27 protein-coding genes, 10 tRNA genes and 3 rRNA genes are annotated in these 19,232 nt (G+C 35.5%); 11 read left to right on the forward strand and 29 right to left on the reverse strand.

Features of this window, described 5'->3' with window-relative positions:
• Positions 1-2 precede the first annotated feature (2 nt).
• From DYE58_RS00705 to DYE58_RS00725, 7 genes are all read right to left on the reverse strand, one after another.
• On the reverse strand, positions 3-656 hold the full coding sequence (locus DYE58_RS00705) for an AAA family ATPase (protein ID WP_004822530.1): 654 nt from the start codon (positions 654-656) through the stop codon (positions 3-5).
• Positions 657-668: 12 nt separating this feature from the next.
• Positions 669-1,139: a siphovirus Gp157 family protein gene (locus DYE58_RS00710; protein WP_004822531.1), complete on the reverse strand. Its 471-nt coding sequence runs from the start codon at positions 1,137-1,139 to the stop codon at positions 669-671.
• The gene (locus DYE58_RS10995; protein WP_004822534.1) at positions 1,140-1,298 is read right to left on the reverse strand and encodes a hypothetical protein; all 159 of its coding nucleotides are present in this window, start codon (positions 1,296-1,298) and stop codon (positions 1,140-1,142) included.
• A 99-nt stretch (positions 1,299-1,397) separates the two neighbouring features.
• Positions 1,398-1,523, reverse strand: coding sequence for a hypothetical protein (locus tag DYE58_RS11490; RefSeq protein ID WP_004822535.1), 126 nt, complete (start codon positions 1,521-1,523; stop codon positions 1,398-1,400).
• Positions 1,510-1,698, reverse strand: a complete 189-nt coding sequence (locus DYE58_RS00715; RefSeq protein WP_004822537.1) for a hypothetical protein — start codon at positions 1,696-1,698, stop codon at positions 1,510-1,512. The genes DYE58_RS11490 and DYE58_RS00715 overlap by 14 nt, the downstream gene beginning before the upstream one ends.
• A 3-nt stretch (positions 1,699-1,701) precedes the next feature.
• Positions 1,702-2,190 (reverse strand): helix-turn-helix domain-containing protein, encoded by a 489-nt coding sequence (locus DYE58_RS00720; RefSeq protein ID WP_004822539.1) that lies wholly within the window; start codon positions 2,188-2,190, stop codon positions 1,702-1,704.
• Between the two features lie 152 nt (positions 2,191-2,342).
• Positions 2,343-2,750: a hypothetical protein gene (locus tag DYE58_RS00725; protein WP_004822540.1), complete on the reverse strand. Its 408-nt coding sequence runs from the start codon at positions 2,748-2,750 to the stop codon at positions 2,343-2,345.
• A 45-nt stretch (positions 2,751-2,795) separates the two neighbouring features.
• Between DYE58_RS00725 and DYE58_RS00730 the strand changes: the two genes are divergently transcribed.
• Positions 2,796-3,023: a hypothetical protein gene (locus DYE58_RS00730; RefSeq protein ID WP_004822543.1), complete on the forward strand. Its 228-nt coding sequence runs from the start codon at positions 2,796-2,798 to the stop codon at positions 3,021-3,023.
• Here DYE58_RS00730 and DYE58_RS00735 read toward each other — a convergent pair.
• Entirely contained in the window at positions 2,993-3,178 is a 186-nt protein-coding gene (locus DYE58_RS00735) for a hypothetical protein (protein WP_004822545.1), read from the reverse strand. The two genes, DYE58_RS00730 and DYE58_RS00735, sit on opposite strands and share 31 nt — an antisense overlap.
• Positions 3,179-3,239: 61 nt before the next feature.
• Between DYE58_RS00735 and DYE58_RS00740 the strand changes: the two genes are divergently transcribed.
• The gene (locus DYE58_RS00740; protein WP_040552900.1) at positions 3,240-3,455 is read left to right on the forward strand and encodes a hypothetical protein; all 216 of its coding nucleotides are present in this window, start codon (positions 3,240-3,242) and stop codon (positions 3,453-3,455) included.
• Here the strand turns inward: DYE58_RS00740 and DYE58_RS11000 are convergent.
• A complete protein-coding gene (locus tag DYE58_RS11000) occupies positions 3,445-3,597 on the reverse strand; it encodes a hypothetical protein (protein WP_004822549.1) in 153 nt (50 codons plus the stop codon). The two genes, DYE58_RS00740 and DYE58_RS11000, sit on opposite strands and share 11 nt — an antisense overlap.
• Before the next feature lie 60 nt (positions 3,598-3,657).
• On the opposite strand from DYE58_RS11000, the gene DYE58_RS00745 reads away from it, so the two are divergent.
• Positions 3,658-3,861, forward strand: coding sequence for a hypothetical protein (locus tag DYE58_RS00745; RefSeq protein ID WP_040552902.1), 204 nt, complete (start codon positions 3,658-3,660; stop codon positions 3,859-3,861).
• On the opposite strand, the gene DYE58_RS00750 is transcribed toward DYE58_RS00745, so the two are convergent.
• Both DYE58_RS00750 and DYE58_RS00755 read right to left on the reverse strand, forming a co-directional pair.
• The gene (locus tag DYE58_RS00750) at positions 3,831-4,019 is read right to left on the reverse strand and encodes a hypothetical protein (RefSeq protein ID WP_004822552.1); all 189 of its coding nucleotides are present in this window, start codon (positions 4,017-4,019) and stop codon (positions 3,831-3,833) included. The genes DYE58_RS00745 and DYE58_RS00750 overlap by 31 nt on opposite strands.
• A 12-nt stretch (positions 4,020-4,031) precedes the next feature.
• A complete protein-coding gene (locus DYE58_RS00755; protein WP_004822553.1) occupies positions 4,032-4,175 on the reverse strand; it encodes a toxin-antitoxin system HicB family antitoxin in 144 nt (47 codons plus the stop codon).
• A 103-nt stretch (positions 4,176-4,278) separates the two neighbouring features.
• On the opposite strand from DYE58_RS00755, the gene DYE58_RS00760 reads away from it, so the two are divergent.
• Positions 4,279-4,443: an Arc family DNA-binding protein gene (locus tag DYE58_RS00760; protein WP_004822555.1), complete on the forward strand. Its 165-nt coding sequence runs from the start codon at positions 4,279-4,281 to the stop codon at positions 4,441-4,443.
• On the opposite strand, the gene DYE58_RS00765 is transcribed toward DYE58_RS00760, so the two are convergent.
• Positions 4,410-4,574: a toxin-antitoxin system HicB family antitoxin gene (locus tag DYE58_RS00765; RefSeq protein WP_004822557.1), complete on the reverse strand. Its 165-nt coding sequence runs from the start codon at positions 4,572-4,574 to the stop codon at positions 4,410-4,412. The genes DYE58_RS00760 and DYE58_RS00765 overlap by 34 nt on opposite strands.
• 91 nt (positions 4,575-4,665) lie before the next feature.
• On the reverse strand, positions 4,666-4,833 hold the full coding sequence (locus DYE58_RS00770; protein ID WP_004822564.1) for a toxin-antitoxin system HicB family antitoxin: 168 nt from the start codon (positions 4,831-4,833) through the stop codon (positions 4,666-4,668).
• A gap of 113 nt (positions 4,834-4,946) precedes the next feature.
• Here DYE58_RS00770 and DYE58_RS00775 point away from each other — a divergent pair, with 113 nt between their 5' ends.
• Positions 4,947-5,117: a ribbon-helix-helix domain-containing protein gene (locus tag DYE58_RS00775; RefSeq protein ID WP_004822566.1), complete on the forward strand. Its 171-nt coding sequence runs from the start codon at positions 4,947-4,949 to the stop codon at positions 5,115-5,117.
• A gap of 213 nt (positions 5,118-5,330) precedes the next feature.
• On the opposite strand, the gene DYE58_RS00780 is transcribed toward DYE58_RS00775, so the two are convergent.
• On the reverse strand, positions 5,331-5,516 hold the full coding sequence (locus DYE58_RS00780; protein ID WP_004822567.1) for a helix-turn-helix transcriptional regulator: 186 nt from the start codon (positions 5,514-5,516) through the stop codon (positions 5,331-5,333).
• A 116-nt stretch (positions 5,517-5,632) separates the two neighbouring features.
• Between DYE58_RS00780 and DYE58_RS11005 the strand changes: the two genes are divergently transcribed.
• The 5 genes from DYE58_RS11005 (at position 5,633) to DYE58_RS00805 (ending at position 9,103) form a co-directional block, all read left to right on the forward strand.
• Positions 5,633-6,253, forward strand: coding sequence for a helix-turn-helix domain-containing protein (locus tag DYE58_RS11005; protein ID WP_004822569.1), 621 nt, complete (start codon positions 5,633-5,635; stop codon positions 6,251-6,253).
• Positions 6,254-6,312: 59 nt separating this feature from the next.
• A complete protein-coding gene (locus DYE58_RS00790) occupies positions 6,313-6,762 on the forward strand; it encodes a DUF6978 family protein (RefSeq protein WP_004822571.1) in 450 nt (149 codons plus the stop codon).
• An 8-nt stretch (positions 6,763-6,770) separates the two neighbouring features.
• Positions 6,771-7,538: a DUF1829 domain-containing protein gene (locus DYE58_RS00795; RefSeq protein WP_115311918.1), complete on the forward strand. Its 768-nt coding sequence runs from the start codon at positions 6,771-6,773 to the stop codon at positions 7,536-7,538.
• A gap of 94 nt (positions 7,539-7,632) precedes the next feature.
• Positions 7,633-8,082, forward strand: a complete 450-nt coding sequence (locus DYE58_RS00800) for an ImmA/IrrE family metallo-endopeptidase (RefSeq protein ID WP_115311919.1) — start codon at positions 7,633-7,635, stop codon at positions 8,080-8,082.
• 1 nt (position 8,083) lies between these two features.
• Positions 8,084-9,103, forward strand: coding sequence for a tyrosine-type recombinase/integrase (locus tag DYE58_RS00805; protein WP_004823153.1), 1,020 nt, complete (start codon positions 8,084-8,086; stop codon positions 9,101-9,103).
• A gap of 126 nt (positions 9,104-9,229) precedes the next feature.
• Here the strand turns inward: DYE58_RS00805 and DYE58_RS00810 are convergent.
• From DYE58_RS00810 to DYE58_RS00880, 15 genes are all read right to left on the reverse strand, one after another.
• Positions 9,230-9,306 (reverse strand) — tRNA-Arg (locus DYE58_RS00810).
• 12 nt (positions 9,307-9,318) lie between these two features.
• Positions 9,319-9,393 (reverse strand) — tRNA-Gly (locus DYE58_RS00815).
• 20 nt (positions 9,394-9,413) lie between these two features.
• Positions 9,414-9,489, reverse strand: a tRNA-Thr gene (locus DYE58_RS00820).
• 12 nt (positions 9,490-9,501) lie between these two features.
• Positions 9,502-9,578: transfer RNA gene (locus DYE58_RS00825), tRNA-Asp, on the reverse strand.
• Between the two features lie 22 nt (positions 9,579-9,600).
• A tRNA-Val gene (locus DYE58_RS00830) sits at positions 9,601-9,676 on the reverse strand.
• Positions 9,677-9,683: 7 nt separating this feature from the next.
• Positions 9,684-9,758 (reverse strand) — tRNA-Glu (locus tag DYE58_RS00835).
• Positions 9,759-9,827: 69 nt separating this feature from the next.
• Positions 9,828-9,904, reverse strand: a tRNA-Met gene (locus DYE58_RS00840).
• Between the two features lie 10 nt (positions 9,905-9,914).
• Positions 9,915-10,003: transfer RNA gene (locus tag DYE58_RS00845), tRNA-Leu, on the reverse strand.
• 5 nt (positions 10,004-10,008) lie between these two features.
• A tRNA-Asn gene (locus tag DYE58_RS00850) sits at positions 10,009-10,083 on the reverse strand.
• Between the two features lie 14 nt (positions 10,084-10,097).
• Positions 10,098-10,213 (reverse strand): 5S ribosomal RNA (gene rrf, locus DYE58_RS00855).
• Positions 10,214-10,235: 22 nt separating this feature from the next.
• Positions 10,236-13,097 (reverse strand): 23S ribosomal RNA (locus DYE58_RS00860).
• A gap of 146 nt (positions 13,098-13,243) precedes the next feature.
• Positions 13,244-13,320, reverse strand: a tRNA-Ile gene (locus DYE58_RS00865).
• A 92-nt stretch (positions 13,321-13,412) separates the two neighbouring features.
• Positions 13,413-14,941 (reverse strand): 16S ribosomal RNA (locus DYE58_RS00870).
• Together the 16S, 23S and 5S rRNA genes with 10 tRNA genes alongside form the textbook arrangement of a ribosomal RNA operon.
• A gap of 297 nt (positions 14,942-15,238) precedes the next feature.
• Complete coding sequence (locus tag DYE58_RS00875; RefSeq protein ID WP_115311920.1) at positions 15,239-16,324, reverse strand: tetratricopeptide repeat protein; 1,086 nt, start codon at positions 16,322-16,324, stop codon at positions 15,239-15,241.
• Positions 16,321-17,058, reverse strand: coding sequence for a hypothetical protein (locus tag DYE58_RS00880; RefSeq protein ID WP_050794643.1), 738 nt, complete (start codon positions 17,056-17,058; stop codon positions 16,321-16,323). The genes DYE58_RS00875 and DYE58_RS00880 overlap by 4 nt, the downstream gene beginning before the upstream one ends.
• A gap of 82 nt (positions 17,059-17,140) precedes the next feature.
• Here DYE58_RS00880 and DYE58_RS00885 point away from each other — a divergent pair, with 82 nt between their 5' ends.
• Entirely contained in the window at positions 17,141-19,204 is a 2,064-nt protein-coding gene (locus tag DYE58_RS00885; RefSeq protein WP_172463307.1) for a stalk domain-containing protein, read from the forward strand.
• Positions 19,205-19,232: the final 28 nt, after the last annotated feature.

The raw sequence follows: 19,232 nt of genomic DNA on the forward strand, positions 1-19,232 counted from the left end.
AATTAACCTCCGTAATATTCATTTATCTTTTCAACAACATAACCTAAATCATTAGGTATCTTTACACTTTCAAACATTCCTTTTGGGCTTTTAGTAGTATTAAATCCATTGTTTTGAGTTTCAAAGTAGTAATTACCATCTTCGATTTTTGTATTTAAAACTACAGTAAATAAACCTTCAATAGTTATTTTTTCATCAAGTAATTTTCCAATTGTCTTAACTTTTATTCTTCCATCATCTTTGACTTCTGAATGGCTAAGAAAGACAATCGTTAAATCTTCTCTTAACCCTGCAGCAAATTTAATAACGTCATAGTAGTGCTGCCCTATCTCTGTAAACTTATCAAATCCTCTTTCTGTGGCTCTTGTCATATATTCATCACTCATTAGATACTGTGAATCATCAATGACTACAACTTTTATTCCTGGATTATTATTTAAATACTCTAAAACACTTATTATTTGATTCCATTTACCTGAAACAACTCTATTTCCGTTTTTCTCTTTAGTTTTTAATGGATACTTAGCTTTAAATCCCTTAAATGGAAGAGGTTTATTAACCACTTGGATAATAAAAGTCTCGTTAGGATCTAAACTCTCTATAGCTGTACTTTTACCTGTTCCACTTTCTCCAATGATTAAAACCATATTGCTCATAATTCACATCCCTCATCTAATCCTTAAACTTTCGCTACTCTCTAAAGTAGCAGCATCAGCATAAAGACCATCCTTAACCGCATTTTTAAAATCTGTTTTATTTAATTTCCTTTCGATTACAAAAAATTCTTCAGGGACTTTACTTTCATCAATAATCTTTAATGACGGTGCATTTTTTTGAATATTAAAACTAAATAAAGTAGTTTTGAATTTCTTTTTATCTACTAAAATCATTTGGTCTTGTAAATACATTTTTAAACCTTTACTTCTGTTCTCAATCGCTTTTCTTTTCTCAGCAAGCCTTGTTTCTTCATCCTTTAAAGCCACCGCTTCAGCATCCATACTCTTTAATACTTTTGCTATGTTGTCTGCCTTCTCTTCAATTTCATCTTCAATGTTTGTAAGATGTACTTTTAATTCATCTTCAGATAAATCTAAATCCATTAGATTGTTGTAAATTTGCGTTAATTCATATAACTTCATTTATATTTCCCTCTCAATCAATTCCTTACTAAGCTCTGCGTACTCTCTCTTATATTCTTTCAATTTCGCTTCAAGTTCTTCTCTGCTGTATAGAAGCCTTTCTATTTCTTGAATGTTTTTTAACAATATTCCTAATCTTTCAAATATTTCTTCGTTCATTTTTTCTCCTTACTATGCTATAATTAGCATAGATATATTTACTAAGTCCTTTAAATGCTTGCCGGCTTTATTAGGACTTTTTTTAGTTATAACTTCCATTTATAAACTCTCCATTACTCCGCACAGATAGATAAACATTAAAAATCCAACTATCACTTTTAGATTTTGCCAAAACGGCGCCCTAAAATTTATAATGTTTCTGCCATTTCTATCAACTAATTGCATTTTCTATCTCCCCCAAATACTCCTTTACCTTCTCCGGATAAATAATATAGCTGTACTTCTTATTAGCTTCATTTGTTTTAAATGCACTACCAAAAGGTAATATCCCTCTCTGTAACCCCACTCTAATAGTCTGTGGAGTTTTATTTAACATTCTTGCTACATCTGTTACAGTCATCTTCTACCTCCTACCTCTATTCTTTTTAAACCATAATCTCAATTCCCCAGCAGCAACAACTATCTGCTCCAAAGTATCCATCACATCAATAAATCTTTCATGCTCCGAATCATCAACATCACCATCAGATGTAATATCTAAAAGCTCGTTTTTCACTTCATCTAAACTCTTAATTGCTGATAAAGTCTTTATAGTAACCCTATCAAGAGTTTCCACTTTCATAGGCGCCACACAACTACATCCAATAGGACACTCATCAGTGCAATACCTATTAAGCAGCTCCGGAGCATTGTAAAGGTCCGCCATTAAAACTACCTTGTCCGGCTGAGGACACTTCACAATCCCAAGCTCATAATCAGCCAAAGTCGAAGCATGAACACCTAACATTTCAGCAGCACTCTCTCTACTCTTGAGCTTTTCATTATATCCACTAGCCTCAATACGAGCCTTGTAGTAAATATTATTCTTTGCAGACCTTGCGTCTCTTCCCATTCATTTACCCCTTATTTCTACTATATATTGTATGCTTTTTTATTTTTAATCGATTCTGTATACTATATATTGTTTTGTATTTAGAATAATGATACTAATTGTATTAGTGTAGACCTTCTAAATAACAGTCCAAATAACAATTTAGGTTAATCTTAGTAAGGTCTACACTCTACTTTTATATCATCTCTAAGGATGATGTCCTTTGATGTTATAGAACAAAGTAAATTATCTTCCTTAAAAACATCAATCTGCTTTATTTCCAATCCATTCATTATCAAAGGTTCAGGATACATAAATGAATTTATATTCTCCCCACACTCACTAAAAATCTTTTCGAACTTTTCCATAGTTTTATAACTAATTTCAACCCATTCTTTGAGAATATAGTATAAATGTGAGTACGATATCCCTACACTCTCAGAAAAATCTAAATTACTTTTGAAGTGGTTATTTATAAACTCTTGCAACATTTCTCCATCAATTTTTCTACCTTTCAAACCCTCACCCCCTACATTAAAACTATCTTTATAGTCTTTAATCCTATTTTTTCTAACTACCACAACCTATATACTTTAGATATAATCATCTCAAAAGGAGGTGATTATATGCTTAGATATGACTATCCATACAACGGTAAAAGGTACCTTGCCAACTTAAACACAGGTGAAATACATGATTTATTAAACGAGAAGCCACAATGTCAAATAAACGAAATCATAAATTTCAAAATGGCAGATACTTATACAGAAGCATTAGTTACTTTAGGATTTCACACATCTTATTTGAAACCTAACGGTTGTCATTATTGCTTACCATCCGAAGACAAAGGTTGATTAAAGGTTTTTTTAACAGCCTCTTCTAGCCAATCAGGAAGAGGACTGTTTAAATCTTTTAAAGCCTTTTCCTCATTTCTACTATTAAAAAATCCTCTACCATACCTTTCAAACTGTTCAGCATTCATTAACCTAAATGCTTCAAGAAATGTCATACCATCGCCCCCTAACTTAGATTTAACAATTTGATATAATCACCTAAAGGAGGTGATTATATTGAACGCACACATCAAACTACTAAATGACAACTCTGTTTACATCAATGACTTAGAAAAAATAATTCATAAAAAAGATGGAAAAGTACTTGAAGATAGCTTTCCTGAATTTGTTTTTTATGCAAATTATTTTTATAACTTCATTGGTGTTGATAATTCATTAAGTGTATGGGGTAAAGACATACACCACGTAGAATTCTCAAAAACTAAATATTAATATTTAGTTCAATAAGAGCATTCCCCAAAGAGTGCTCTTGTTGAATATTAGTAAAAAACTCAATCCATTCTTTAATAGTTTCTTGCTTATCAAGTTTGTTTTGACTTTCACTAACATTTAAATGAATTTCTATTTTATCCATAAGCTCCCCCTTACTACAATTTCACAATTTGATATAATCATCTCGAGAGGAGGTGATTATATGAGTAAAAATTTTCTACTAAACATAAACACAGGTGAAATTCATAACCTTTCAAAACAGACACCCCAATGTCAAATAAATGAAATTAAAAATTATGAACTCTTTGACACCTACGAAGAATGTATGATAGAAGCAATTTTTAAATATGAAATTAGTAAACCTAATGGTTGCCACTATTGCTTACCTGCACTAGATGTCGAGTAAAGCCCTAGAACTTTTAAGAGTGGCTTTTCTGCATCTTTAGGAAAGTCGCTCTGTAAATCTCTTAAAGCTTTCTCCTTGTCTCTAGCATTAAAGAAATCTCTACCATACCTTTCAAACTGTTCAGCATTCATTAACCTAAATGCTTCAAGAAATGTCATACCATCGCCCCCTTACTTTGATTTAACCTTATCTCTCAACTTTTCTAAAATTAAAGCATTTTTACTAATAGCTTTATATTTACTCTCTTCCTTTAACTTTTCATCTAACCATTTAGGCAGTCTTAAAGTTGTAGTCACCACTTCTTTTGACTTCATTTTGAATTCACCTCAAATAAGTTATATCACGAATTCATTTTGAAGTCAATATATTTCCCGAATTATTTTTGATAGTATAATGACATCATAAGGAGTTGATAAAATGGACGAAAATATTACATTCACTTTTAGAACAACAAGAGAAGTCATAAATAAAATCAAATACATTGCAGAAAGTAATGGGCGTTCTGCTAACAAAGAAATTGAGCAACTAGTTATTCAAGCCATTAAAACTTATGAAAAAGAAAATGGAGAAATTTCAGAATAATCTTTAATCAATTCAGAAATTATAAATTGATTCACTGTCTTATTTTCTTTCTTTGCTTTGATTTTTAAATCTTCTTTAAAGTCTTTATCACATCTAAGGGTAAAGACTTTTCTTTTTTCTTTCTTTTTCACACCCTCACCCCCTACATTAAATAGCTATTTGTTTATCCAGTTCCTATTTTCTTCAACATTTAAAGAGACTATACTAAATACAAGCTCCTCCTTACTTCGATTTAACATAATGTACATCTTCCCATTTTTTTAACTGTTCAGTGCAAGCCCTAACAATTAAAGCATTCTTGCTTATCATTTCTTCATTCGCCTTTTCAGATATCTTTTCATCTATCCACGTTGGCAGTCTTAAAGTAAACTTAACAATTTTATCAGCCACCTTATTGCCACCTCCTTTTATTCAATTATATGCTGCCACCTTTTGAATGGCAATAGTTTTTTTATTTATTTGCCACTTTTTTAGTGGTAAAATGATATTTAGGAGGTATCACAATGAATGAAACTAAGAAATTTACAGTTAGAATGCCACAAGAACTATACGACAGATTAAAAGAATATTCAGAAAACAGCTATATTCCTATGTCTCGTTTAATTCTGATAGCTGTTGATGAATACTTGGCATCAAATCAAGATAATCAAGAATCGAAAGAACAACAAAATTAGAATTATTTATTCCATATTCATCACTAACCTTACTCAACGCTTCGTATAAGTCTTTAGGCAATCGAAGCGTTACTTGCTTTTTCACACCCTCACCCCCTATATTTAATAGCTATTTGTTTATTCAGTTCCTATTTTCTTCAATATTTAAAGAGGCTATACTAAAACTAAGCTCCTCCTTACTTCGATTTAACTAAATGTACAATATGTACATTTTTAGAGTAAAAAAATATCATCTATCTTTTCATTAAATACTTCTGCTATTTTTTTAGCTACATTTAAGGATGGATTTCTTTCGTTGTTTTCTATAAACCCTATATATTTTGGCGTAACTCCAACCTTTATCGCTAAATTATTTTGAGAGATATTGTTTTTTTCTCTTAATTCTTTAACGCGGTTCACAAAATCACCTCATTTCTCTTTATGTACAAATTGTACTGTACATTTTGTAGATTGTCAATAGCTTTTTTTTAAAATTTTTTATATAATGTACTTATAGTACAGAAAGTAGGTTTCTTATGGATGGTAAACTTTTAAAAAAATTAAGAGAAGAATTGAATATGACACAAAAAGAATTAGCGGATAGAGTTCAAGTTACACCTAAAGCTATCTCTTTTTATGAATTAAATCAACGAGAACCATCTAATGAATTACTTGTTGAATTTTCTAAAATTTTTAATGTTTCTACTGATTACTTATTAGGAAACCAAAATATAAATAATTTAAATATTCTATCTAAAAGAATTAAATATTTGAGAGAAGAAAAAGGATTATCTCAAAAAGAATTAGCTAATTATCTTAATATTAGCAATTCCACTCTATCTCAATATGAAAGTGGTGTTAGAGTTCCTAGTGATGAAATTAAAATAAAGCTAGCCAAATACTTCAACGTCACAACAGATTACCTGCTCGGAAATTCAAACGTCAAACAACTAAGCAGAAAAGATGAAATAGACATACAAAAAGACCTAGAAGAAATGAAAAAAGACATGACCAAAGGAACCCTAAGGCTATCCCTAGACGGAGAAATAGTTGATGACGAAATCAAACAATTTATCCTAGATAATATGGAAAATACACTAATCCTAGCCAAGATAAAAGCCAAAGAAAAATTCAATCCAAACAAAAACAAAAAGTAAACTTATCTCGTCTTAAACGAGATTAAACGAGATTTAAACGAGAATAGAAAAGGAAATTTATGGAATATAATAAGTTAAATGAAGAATTGTTTTCTTATATACTCATGCTTAATAAATACTTTCAAGAAAACCACATTTCTTTACATGATAGTAAAAGTCAACATGCTATAGAATCTACTGATAATAAATGCTCTTTTATCTTAGATATACATAAGGGAGGCGCTTATAGTAGACGTATAGTCTTTAATCTAAGACTCAAAAGGTCTGATGAAACAATTTTTAGATTAGAAATTGATGGCAAACCTCATGTAAACCATGACGGTACGTGCACTGACAGAAACCATGTGCACATAATTAAATTTGATGAAGGTAAAATTTTTGAATATGGTATAAGTCTAAATGACTTTCATGATATAATAATCAAAAATACAGATGATATTTGTGAAATTTTTGAAAACTTTTGCACATATAATAAGATTAAGATTCCACAATATCAAAAAATTATGTAGGTGATTTTATGACAAAGCTATCTTTAAAAACTGAATATTCGAATTTTTTGAGTAGCTTTGTATCCGAGCTTAAAATTAATGAAAAAGTTACTCGTATAACTACCCCATTCTTAGACTCTGGCAATGATTTAATTGAAATATATATTGAGTTTAAAGATACGGATTCCTTTTATCTTACTGATGATGGAATTACATTGGCTGATTTAGCTATGAAAGGTGTTAAGTTTGAAAAGGGCTCTAAGCGCACTGAAAAACTAAATAAAATATTATTAGACCATGGTGTATCTTCTGATATGCGTTCTATTTACACATTGTCATCAAAGAAAGATTTGCCTTTGAAATTATATTTTTTAGCTCAAGCTATGCAAAAAGTTTCTGATTTATATGTTTTAAATAAACCTTCTATTATTAATATCTTTAATGAAGATGTTAAAACTTTTTTTGATAAGAATAATATTAGATATATGGAAGATGTTGTTCTTATGGGAAAAACTAATTCAGGAACAAAGTATGATTTTATAATACCTAAATCTAAAAAAGCTCCCGATAGACTTATTCAAACTTGCAATAGTATAGAATTAGGTCAAACAAGATCCTTTTTATTTGGTTGGCTTGACACAGTAGATAAAAGAAATGATAATTCTAAGTTATACGTTATTTATAATGATGAAATCAAAAAAACAAATTCAGATATAGAAGATGCTTTAAATAATTATGGAGCAAAATCTATACCTTGGAGTAAAAGAGTTCAATATAAAAATTTATTTGTAGCTTAATAAGTTTAATATAGGAGATATTACACTCTCCTATATATTTTTTACGGTTTTAAAGAACGTAAGTTCATAAATATACTTAATAAGAGAGAATACTATGGAAAATATAAAAATAAATAGAATTATTAAAACAATATATAAAAAATATGGGACTAATCCATTTGAAATATGTAAAGAAAAAGATATTCTATTACAGTTTATAGATATGCCATTTACCTTAAAGGGATATACCACCACTAAATACAGAACAAAAATCATATTTTTAAATAGTAAAAATACAGAGTTTGAAAATGAGTTTACCTGTTTACATGAATTAGGCCATATATTTTTAAAGCATCAAGATAATATACTTTTTAATCAAACCTGTACTCTACACAACAATATCAAAGAAGAAACTGAAGCTAATTTCTTTGCCACTTCAATGATATTAAAAAAATATGATATATCCTCATTTGCTGAATTAAGTATAAAACAGATATCTTTTTTAACTGGCATTGAAGAATATAACTTAAACCATTACTTCAAAAACAATAATTTAGGAGGTTAAAATGAAACGAGCAAATGGTATGGGAAGTATTATAAACTTAGGCAAAAACAGAAGAAGACCTTATGCTACATTAGTAACTACAGGCTGGGATGAAAATGGGAAGCAGATAAGAAAATATATTGGATACTCAAAAACTAAAAAAGATGCTGAAATGCTTCTTTTAGAATACTATAAAAACCCGGCTGTATTAAATAAAGCAACTTTAGAAAACATATATGATCTATGGTCTAAACAACACTTTTTAACTATAGGAGAAAAAACAATCTCCGGGTATAAAGGCGCTTGGAAAAAACTTTCTGTATTAAAAAACATGCATATAAGAGATATTAAGACTAAGCATTTACAAGATGTAATCAACGACTACTCTACTATGTCTAGAAGCACACTAAAAGATATCAAAAGCTTATCAACTCAGTTATTTAAATTTGCAATGCAAAATGATTTAGCAGAAAAAGATTATACACAATTTGTAACATTGCCCGCTCAAAAAGATAAGAAAGAAAAAGAAATATTTAATAGTGATGAAATAGAAACTTTATGGAAATATAAAGACAATGAATGGATAGATTCAATACTTTTTATGATTTACACTGGCGACAGAGTTGGAGAGATGTTATCCATTCCCAAAGATAAAGTTAATTTAGAGTATGGATATATTCAACATGGGAATAAAACAGAAACAGGAAAACAAAAAATAACTCCAATACACAAAGATTTACTCCCTTTGATTCAAAAAAGAATGCTAACAGATTCTAAGTTTTTATTCGTTAATGAAAGAGGAAGAAGTATAACCACTGACTATTACAGGAAACATATATATTATCCTCTTCTTAAAAAAATAGGAATAAGAAAACTTACACCACACTCTTGCAGACACACTTTTGCATCGCTGCTAAATAAATCTGAAAAGAATAAAAACACAATAAGTAGACTTATGGGCCATACAGATTATTCAATAACAGCTAAATGGTATACTCATGATGAAATTACAGAACTTATAGATTCAGTAAATAAACTATAGATTTGTATGCTATAAATATTCTACTTGTAATCTACGTACTAAATTTTAGTGATTTTTATGCGACTTTATAAAAAACAAAATAAAAAGTAAAAAACCTTGTAAACGTTGATTTTACAAGGTTTTTGTTGGTGCGCCTTAGAGGATTCGAACCCCTGACCTTCTGGTCCGTAGCCAGACGCTCTATCCAGCTGAGCTAAAGACGCACAATATAAAAATGGAGCGGATGACGAGATTCGAACTCGCGACCCTCGCCTTGGCAAGGCGATGCTCTACCACTGAGCCACATCCGCATAGTTAATATTTATTAAATTGGAGCTGGTGAGAGGACTTGAACCCCCAACCTACTGATTACAAGTCAGTTGCTCTACCAATTGAGCTACACCAGCTTAACACAATTTTGGCGACCTGGATCGGGCTCGAACCGACGACCTCCAGCGTGACAGGCTGGCATTCTAACCAACTGAACTACCAGGCCAATTTATTTAGCCTTTTTAATATGGTGGGCACAATAGGGCTCGAACCTATGACCCCCTGCTTGTAAGGCAGATGCTCTCCCAACTGAGCTATGCGCCCATATCTTTGGTGACCCTGCCGGGAATCGAACCCGGGATACCACCGTGAAAGGGTGGTGTCTTAACCGCTTGACCACAGGGCCTTATTAATTTAATACTTTCTAAAATTTAAAACAAAGTCCACACAGTCCTTAGTTGATTCCTCTATGTAATGGTAGCGGGAGCAGGATTTGAACCTACGACCTTCGGGTTATGAGCCCGACGAGCTACCGGACTGCTCCATCCCGCGTCATTTTTTTTGGTGCCGAGGACCGGAATCGAACCGGTACGGTGTTTTACCACCGCAGGATTTTAAGTCCTGTGCGTCTGCCAGTTCCGCCACCCCGGCATTTCTGGCTCTCAGGGTGGGACTCGAACCCACAACCTACCGGTTAACAGCCGGTTGCTCCACCTTTGAGCTACCTAAGATTATTTATTTCTAAATCCGGCAAAACCTACTCTCCCAGGCCGTCTCCAGCCAAGTACCATCGGCGTATTAAAGCTTAACTTCTGTGTTCGGTATGGGTACAGGTGTGTCCTTCATACTATTGATACCGGATAAACTAACAATCATATCTTCTTTGATCAAGTCTTCGACCTATTAGTACTCATTAGCTTAAAGTATTACTACTCTTACACCTTGAGCCTATCAACCTCGTTTTCTTCAAGGGGTCTTATCTAATGGGGAAATCTCATCTTGAGGGGGGCTTCGTGCTTAGATGCCTTCAGCTCTTATCCCGTCCAAACTTAGCTACTCAGCTGTGCCTTTGGCAAGACAACTGATGCACCAGAGGTTTGTCCATCCCGGTCCTCTCGTACTAAGGATAGCTCCTCTCAAATTTCCTACGCCCACGACGGATAGGGACCGAACTGTCTCACGACGTTCTGAACCCAGCTCGCGTGCCTCTTTAATGGGCGAACAGCCCAACCCTTGGGACCTACTTCAGCCCCAGGATGAGACGAGCCGACATCGAGGTGCCAAACCTCCCCGTCGATGTGGACTCTTGGGGGAGATAAGCCTGTTATCCCCGGGGTAGCTTTTATCCGTTGAGCGATGGCCCTTCCACTCGGTACCACCGGATCACTAAGTCCTAGTTTCCTATCTGCTCGACTTGTTGGTCTCGCAGTTAAGCTCCCTTTTGCCTTTGCACTCTTCGCACGATTTCCATCCGTGCTGAGGGAACCTTTGAACGCCTCCGTTACTCTTTCGGAGGCGACCGCCCCAGTCAAACTGCCCGACTGACAGTGTCCCTTCCCCTGATTCAAGGGGTTAGGTTAGAATCCTAAGTTTAAAAGGGTGGTATCCAAAGGACGACTCCACTAATGCTGGCGCACTTGCTTCTTAGTCTCCCACCTATCCTGTACATTTAAACTCAAAATCCAATGTCAACCTACAGTAAAGCTCCACGGGGTCTTTCCGTCCTGTCGTGGGTAAGCGGCATCTTTACCGCTACTACAATTTCACCGGATCCTTTGTTGAGACAGTGCCCAAATCGTTACACCTTTCGTGCGGGTCGGAACTTACCCGACAAGGAATTTCGCTACCTTAGGACCGTTATAGTTACGGCCGCCGTTTACTGGGGCTTCGGTTCTAAGCTTCGCCTTTCGACTAACTCTTCCCCTTAACCTTCCAGCACCGGGCAGGTGTCAGCTCCTATACTTCGTCTTTCGACTTTGCAGAAACTTGTGTTTTTGGTAAACAGTCGCTTGGGCCTTTTCACTGCGGCCCCCTATTCAGGGGCTCCCCTTCTCGCTAACTTACGGGGTCATTTTGCCGAGTTCCTTAACAAAGGTTCTTCCGCTCGTCTTAGGATTCTCTCCTCACCTACCTGTGTCGGTTTACGGTACGGGCGATATCTTACTTGATAGTGGCTTTTCTTGGCAGTGTGGAGTTACATCCTTCTCTACTTGTTTTTCGATCCGCTTCACACTTCAACCTTCTCAAGAGCGGGATTTGCCTCACTCTTAGCCTTTGTGCTTGCACGCCTCACCAACTGGGCGCTTCTGCTATCCTCCTGCGTCCCCACTTACTTTTTAACGCTTGATATCGGTACAGGAATTTCCACCTGTTTTCCATCGACTACGCTTTTCAGCCTCGCCTTAGGTCCCGACTTACCCTGAGTGGACGAGCCTTGCTCAGGAAACCTTGGGTTTTCGACGGGTGAGATTCTCACTCACCTCTCGCTACTCATGCCAGCATTCTCTCTTCTCTAAAATCCACATCGGCTTACGCCTTATGCTTCGTCTCTTAGACATTGCTCCTCTACCACTATATTTACATATAGTCCACAGCTTCGGTATATAGTTTAGCCCCGGTTATCTTCGGCGCAGAATCACTTGACCAGTGAGCTATTACGCACTCTTTAAATGTATGGCTGCTTCTAAGCCAACATCCTGGTTGTCTGAGTAATTCCACATCCTTTCCCACTTAACTATTATTTTGGGACCTTAGCTGGTGGTCTGGGCTGTTTCCCTTTCGACTATGAAGCTCATCCCACATAGTCTGACTCCTTAGTGCTTGATTTGGTATTCGGAGTTTGATAGGTCTCGGTAAGCTCAATGCCCCCTTAACTATTCAGTGCTCTACCCCCTCATCATTGTTCACTAAAGGCTAGCCCTAAAGCTATTTCGAGGAGAACCAGCTATCTCCGTGTTCGTTTGGCTTTTCACCCCTATCCACAGGTCATCCGATAGCTTTTAAACGCTACCCGGTTCGAGCCTCCATCAGATTTTACTCCGACTTCACTCTGCCCATGGATAGATCACACGGTTTCGGGTCTATGGCAACAAACTTTCGCCCTATTAAGACTCGGTTTCCCTACGGCTCCGAAGCTTAACTTCTTAACCTTGCTTATTACCATAACTCGCTGGCCCGTTCTACAAAAAGTACACGATCCTGGTCTATAACCAGTTTCGCTGCTTGTAAACATTAGGTTTCAGTTTCTATTTCACTCCCCTCTCGGGGTTCTTTTCACCTTTCCCTCACGGTACTTGTTCACTATCGGTCACCAAGTAGTATTTAGCCTTAGGGGGTGGTCCCCCTGTCTTCCCACCAGGTTTCACGTGTCCGGTGGTACTCTCTTGTGCCAACTATTTTCGTTTTCGCTTACGAGACTGTTACTCTCTTTGGTACTCCTTCCCAGAAGTTTCTGCTAACTATTTTCGTCTTATGCACGGTCGGGCTCTATCCATTTCGCTCGCCGCTACTTTGGATATCGAGTTTTCTTTCTTTTCCTCGGGTTACTTAGATGTTTCAGTTCACCCGGTTCGCCTCTATAAGCTATGTATTCACTTATAGATACCTCTTTTGAGGTGGGTTGCCCCATTCGGATATCTGTGGTTTGGCGGATATTTGCTCCTACCCACAGCTTTTCGCAGCTTGTCGCGTCCTTCTTCGCCTCTTGGTGCCTAGGCATTCACCTAATGCTCTTTTTTACTTGACCTTTGCTAATCAATTCTTATTGACTGCTTTTATTTGTTTTCCAGTGAAAAAGTGTCTTCTTTATTACTTCGTATTAAATTTGACTCTTCTTCTTTCTTGATATGATTGTTTAGTTTTCATGGTTCATATTGCTTTATTTAAAAAGCATGGTGGACCTGGGGGGACTCGAACCTCCGACCTCACGCTTATCAGGCGTGCGCTCTAACCAGCTGAGCTACAGGTCCATAATATATATAATTAAAACAGTGTAGAAAAGTCTATAAGACTTTTTATTTAATCCACTTTCCTTTTACAGTCTGTGAATTTATTTCCTTAGAAAGGAGGTGATCCAGCCGCACCTTCCGATACGGCTACCTTGTTACGACTTCACCCCAGTCATTAACCCTACCTTCGGCGTCTGCTTCCTTGCGGTTAGCTCGACGACTTCGGGTATTGCCAACTCCCATGGTGTGACGGGCGGTGTGTACAAGACCCGGGAACGCATTCACCGCAGCATTCTGATCTGCGATTACTAGCAACTCCGACTTCATGTTCTCGAGTTGCAGAGAACAATCCGAACTGAGATCGGCTTTTTGAGATTCGCTTGCTATCACTAGCTTGCCCGCTCTTTGTTCCGACCATTGTAGCACGTGTGTAGCCCAGGACATAAAGGGCATGATGATTTGACGTCATCCCCACCTTCCTCCGATTTATCATCGGCAGTCCCTTTAGAGTTCCCATCTTTACATGCTGGCAACTAAAGGTAAGGGTTGCGCTCGTTGCGGGACTTAACCCAACATCTCACGACACGAGCTGACGACAACCATGCACCACCTGTAATACTGTCCCCGAAGGGAAACCTCTATCTCTAGAGGGGTCAATATTATGTCAAGCCCTGGTAAGGTTCTTCGCGTTGCTTCGAATTAAACCACATGCTCCGCTGCTTGTGCGGGTCCCCGTCAATTCCTTTGAGTTTCATGCTTGCGCACGTACTCCCCAGGCGGAGTGCTTATTGTGTTAACTGCGGCACCGAAATCCTCCGACACCTAGCACTCATCGTTTACGGCGTGGACTACCAGGGTATCTAATCCTGTTTGCTACCCACGCTTTCGTTCCTCAGCGTCAGTTTGTGACCAGTAAGTCGCCTTCGCCACCGGTATTCCTCCTAATATCTACGCATTTCACCGCTACACTAGGAATTCCACTTACCTCTTCACTACTCAAGTTTAGAAGTTTCAAATGCTTACGAGGGTTGAGCCCTCGCCTTTCACATCTGACTTTCTAAACCGCCTGCGAACCCTTTACGCCCAGTGATTCCGGACAACGCTCGCCCCCTACGTATTACCGCGGCTGCTGGCACGTAGTTAGCCGGGGCTTCCTCCTATGGTACCGTCATTATCTTCCCATAGGACAGAGCTTTACGAATCGAAATCCTTCTTCGCTCACGCGGCGTCGCTGCATCAGGGTTTCCCCCATTGTGCAATATTCCCCACTGCTGCCTCCCGTAGGAGTTTGGACCGTTTCTCAGTTCCAATGTGGCCGTTCACCCTCTCAGGCCGGCTACTGATCGCTATCTTGGTGAGCCGTTACCTCACCAACTAATTAATCAGACGCGAGTCCATCTTTGACCGCTAATTCACTTTGATCGTTATGACATGTGTCACTACGATTTCATCGGGTATTAATCACCGTTTCCGGTGGCTATCCCCGTGTCAAAGGCAGGTTACTCACGTGTTACTCACCCGTCCGCCGCTAATCCAACTCAACTTCTTCCCGAAGGCGTCGGTTATGTCTTCATCGCTCGACTTGCATGTGTTAGGCGCGCCGCCAGCGTTCGTCCTGAGCCAGGATCAAACTCTCGATTATAATATCTTATTTGATCTTAGCTACTCAGTTTTTTCACTGACTTTCCGCTAAGCTTTTTTGCTTTGCTTATAGTTTTATTCTTTTCTACACTATTTAATTATCATTGTTCTGCGCTATCTTTTTTAACGAGACAGCTTATTTATTATACAACGGTTATTTTTCAATGTCAATACTTTTTTAAAGTTTTTTCAATCGTTTTTTCCGTTCATCAGTTGTCCAACTGACTTAAATAATATTACCATCTTCATATTATCATGTCAACAACTTTTTAACCTATTTTTTATTTTTTGTTAAAGCCTATTTAATTAGAGATAACAATTGGTCTGATGACTCTATCTTATAAGCTTTTTTGAAATATATTTTATATTTTTCATCTTTTAAATTGTAATATAAAAGTCCCAAATTATAATTTAGTGTATAGCTTTCTTCAAATTCTTTTAATCCTTGTTCATACCAATATATTGACTTATCTATATTTTCTAAAGCTACATTTACTAAGGCAGCATGATTATAGTATTCTTCTCGGCTGTTTGTTGTCAATGCTTCTTCTATAAGTACATTTGCTTGGTCATAATAACCTAAGTGGTAATTAATAATACTCTTATAATATATAACCTTGTCGAATTCGTAATAAGACTTACTTATTTTATTAAATGCATTTTCAGCTTCTTTAAATTTTCCATATCTTAAGTATGCTTCTCCCTCTTCCATTCGTGCATTGTCTTCTATTTCTTCTAAATTTACACGAACTTCGTTTTTCAATTCTTCATTTCCTTCATAATTTAGAAACTTTTTGAAGTATAGCATAGCTTTTAGATAATTTTTTAATCCAGAATTAAGATATCCCAACTTGTAAAATGCCAAAGGATATTCTTCTCTCTTGTTGATTTCTTCATATCCTTTTAATAACTTAGATATTATATTTTGTTTTTCTTCATCTTCAAGACTCTCTAAGTTTTGGTTGTATATCTGTTCTAGTACACCTAATCTTGTAAAATATAAATCTGAATCATATTTCAACAACACATCTTGTGCGTTTAAATAGATATAACTCTCTATTAACTCCCCATTGTCTAAGTAATATTTTGACAAATATAGAATATAATCTTTTAAATTAGAGTGTACATTTTCAATTATCGTCTTGTATTCTTCTTTGTATTTGAAATCTTGCTCTACACCAAGTAAGAAAACTATTCCCTCTGTAACTCTTAAAAGGTCAAATTCTTCCTCTAGTTTTCCAGTTTGAATACCTTCTAACAAGCTTGTCATTTTAACTGGTAACGGTATTTTCTTTTTTATTTCAATCTCTTTTACTTTTACCGTCTTTTTTAATTCTATAAATACTACATCTTTAATTTTTTCTTTTATCTTTTTTTCTATCAATCTAATCCACCCATATATGCTCTTTTTCTCATTGTTGATTTTGAAAGTACATTAAATAACGCTCCTCTAAATACTACATAGAAAGAAGTTATTAATTCTACAATTACAAACGCTCCGTTATTCACTGACATATATCCTATTCCCATTGGAATGTTAATTACATTAGAAATCAAACTAAAAACAACATTTATATTTGTCAATACAAGCACTATTCCCAGATAAGCTATAAGAGGAAGTATCCAATGAACTCCATTCTCTTTCATAAAATTAGCTGAATATGAATAGGCGTCAATATAGTTTTCTCCTCTTATATAAATTGCTTCCGCTATAGGATTGAACACTATAAAAATTATCGCTGTCAATAGAAGTAAAATTGTTGCGTCAAGTCTCATTATATTCGAGATAATAAACATTATAAATAGAACTGAATAAATTGCTGCGAAATTTCTTGTAAAAGAACTTTTAAAATTTCTAAAACTTATTCTTCCAAATGCATTTAAATCAGATAGTATTTCATAATAACTTGAGAGTATTAAAACTCCAACTATCGGCACAATAAATCCATAAGCAAGTCCACTTATTCCAGTTGCAAAACTTGCTATAAGTCTATTTGCTAAATAGTAAAGAACTGAATATACGCCAGGCACTATTAGCATTATAGGATTATTTTTTAATCTGCTAACTGTTTCTCTAAACGCTTTTGAATATACCATTTTTAAATCATCTAATAACAAAATATCACCTCTTTTAATATTTAATATATCCTTTGTAGAACTTATTTTCAATAGAAGTTATAATATAACAATGGAGGTAGTTATGAAAAAATTTAAATTGTCATATTTTGTGTTTATCTTCTTATTGATTTTAAACTCAAATGTGTATGCAAAGGAAGTTTTACGAGAAGAGTTCAGCCCTGGCGCTACTCGAGTTAGTCATGATGTAACCTATCAAAATAAAAATGTTAAAGTGGAAGTAATTGAGCTTGATTTAAATAATCCTTATCTTAATTTAAAAGTTGTTGCAGGAGATGGTAAATACACTCAACGTGCCACTGTATCGTCAATGGCAAAAAGAACTAATGCCAACGCTCTTGTAAATGCAGATTATTTTAATATGTTACTTCAAGGTGCTCCTGATAACGCTTCAATTATCGACGGACGATTAGTGAGCTCTCCAAGTGTTTATACAGACCGTCATACTTTAGGTATTACGTCTGATAACAGAGCCATAATAGATACAACTTACTTTGAAGGTAAAGTTATAGCACCAAATAATGTATCTTATCCTATTGATGGACTTAATAGGTCTTACTATTGGTATGATGGTACAGGAGAATATTCACACGAAAATAAAATTCAAGTTTACAATGACTTTTGGGCTTCTGCTTCAAGAGGCGAAAAGAAAAATAGTGAAGTATTGGTAAATTCTGATGGAACTGTTGAAGCAATTTCTCAAGGTAAAAATTTTGATTTTGCCGTTCCAGATGGAAAACAAATTTTACAAGTTGATGGCCAAGCTTTAAATTTTATAAACGCTAATGTAAAAGTTGGAGATAAAATTAAAGTTGACTATAAAATAACTCCTAACTATGACTTCAAATTTATGGTTGGTGGGCATGCTTTATTGGTAAACAATGGACAAGCTGTAAAATACACTAAAGATATAAATGTGCTTGGCGGAAGAAGAGCCAGAACTGCCGCTGGTATATCTGCTGATGGCAAGAAGATATATCTAGCTGCTGCTGAGGGAAGAACTTCTCGTTCTGCTGGACTTACTCTTGGTGAGTTGTCAGATTTTATGATTTCAATAGGTTGTGACAAAGCTGTAAACCTTGATGGTGGCGGTTCAACAGCAATGGTACTTAAAGAACTTGGTAGTCAAACAGGAAGTAGAGTTATCAATCCTGAAAAAAATTCTTCTGAAAGAAAAGTTGTATCAGGTATAGGAATTTTTAACACTTCTCCTGCCACCGGAGTGCCTAAGGGAATAAAATTCAAAGGACCCGATTCAATCTTAGTTGGAGAAAGTGCACTATACGATGTTGTCGGCGCTTGGGATGAAAATTTACATCCGATTGATATATCTTCTTGGACTTATCAATACGACAGTAGTAATAACGAAAGCGCTCAATTCTTTGGTTCTTACCTATTGGGTCTCAACCCGGGTAGTGTAACTGCTACTTTAACTACATCAAATGGACTGACAGCTACAAAAGAAATTACTGTTAAAGGATTTGACGAAATTGTAAAGCTAACTGCTAAAGTTGATAAGAAGAGAATATCCGACGGCGAAACTCTAAATGTCACTACAGAAGCTAAACTAAAAGATGGTAGAACAATAGCGCTTAGTCCTAAAGTTGTGGAATATTCAATTAACGGCTTTGTTGGAAACTTTGATGAAAATGGAAACTTAACTGTATCTTCTACCGCCGACCTATACAAGTCAGAAATCACAGTTAAAGTTGGAAATAAGACTTCAACCACTACTATCTACGACTCATCATCAAAAATTATCGAAATGACTATTGGCAAAAAAGATTATTCTATAAATTCAGAAAAGAAAAAAATGGACACTGTGCCATTCGTTCAAGATTCAAGGACTTTGGTTCCTGTAAGATTTGTAGCCGAAGCAATAGGAGCTCAAGTTGAATGGGATGCTGAAAACCAAATAGTTAAGATAACAAATAATGATTCTGTAATGACTTTAAAAGTTGGCGAAAATAATTACTCACTTAATGATAAAACTTCTGAAATGGATACAAAGTCCATAATCAAAGACTCAAGGACATTTATCCCTATAAGATTTGTAGCTGAAGCTCTTGGATTATATGTTGAATATAATGATACGGATAAAATTGTTACATTGGTTGATCTTAAATAAAACAAATAAAAAGTGGGATTGAAAAAAA

Origin of the sequence: Peptoniphilus indolicus, assembly GCF_900454665.1 — a bacterium.
GTDB lineage: Bacteria > Bacillota > Clostridia > Tissierellales > Peptoniphilaceae > Peptoniphilus > Peptoniphilus indolicus.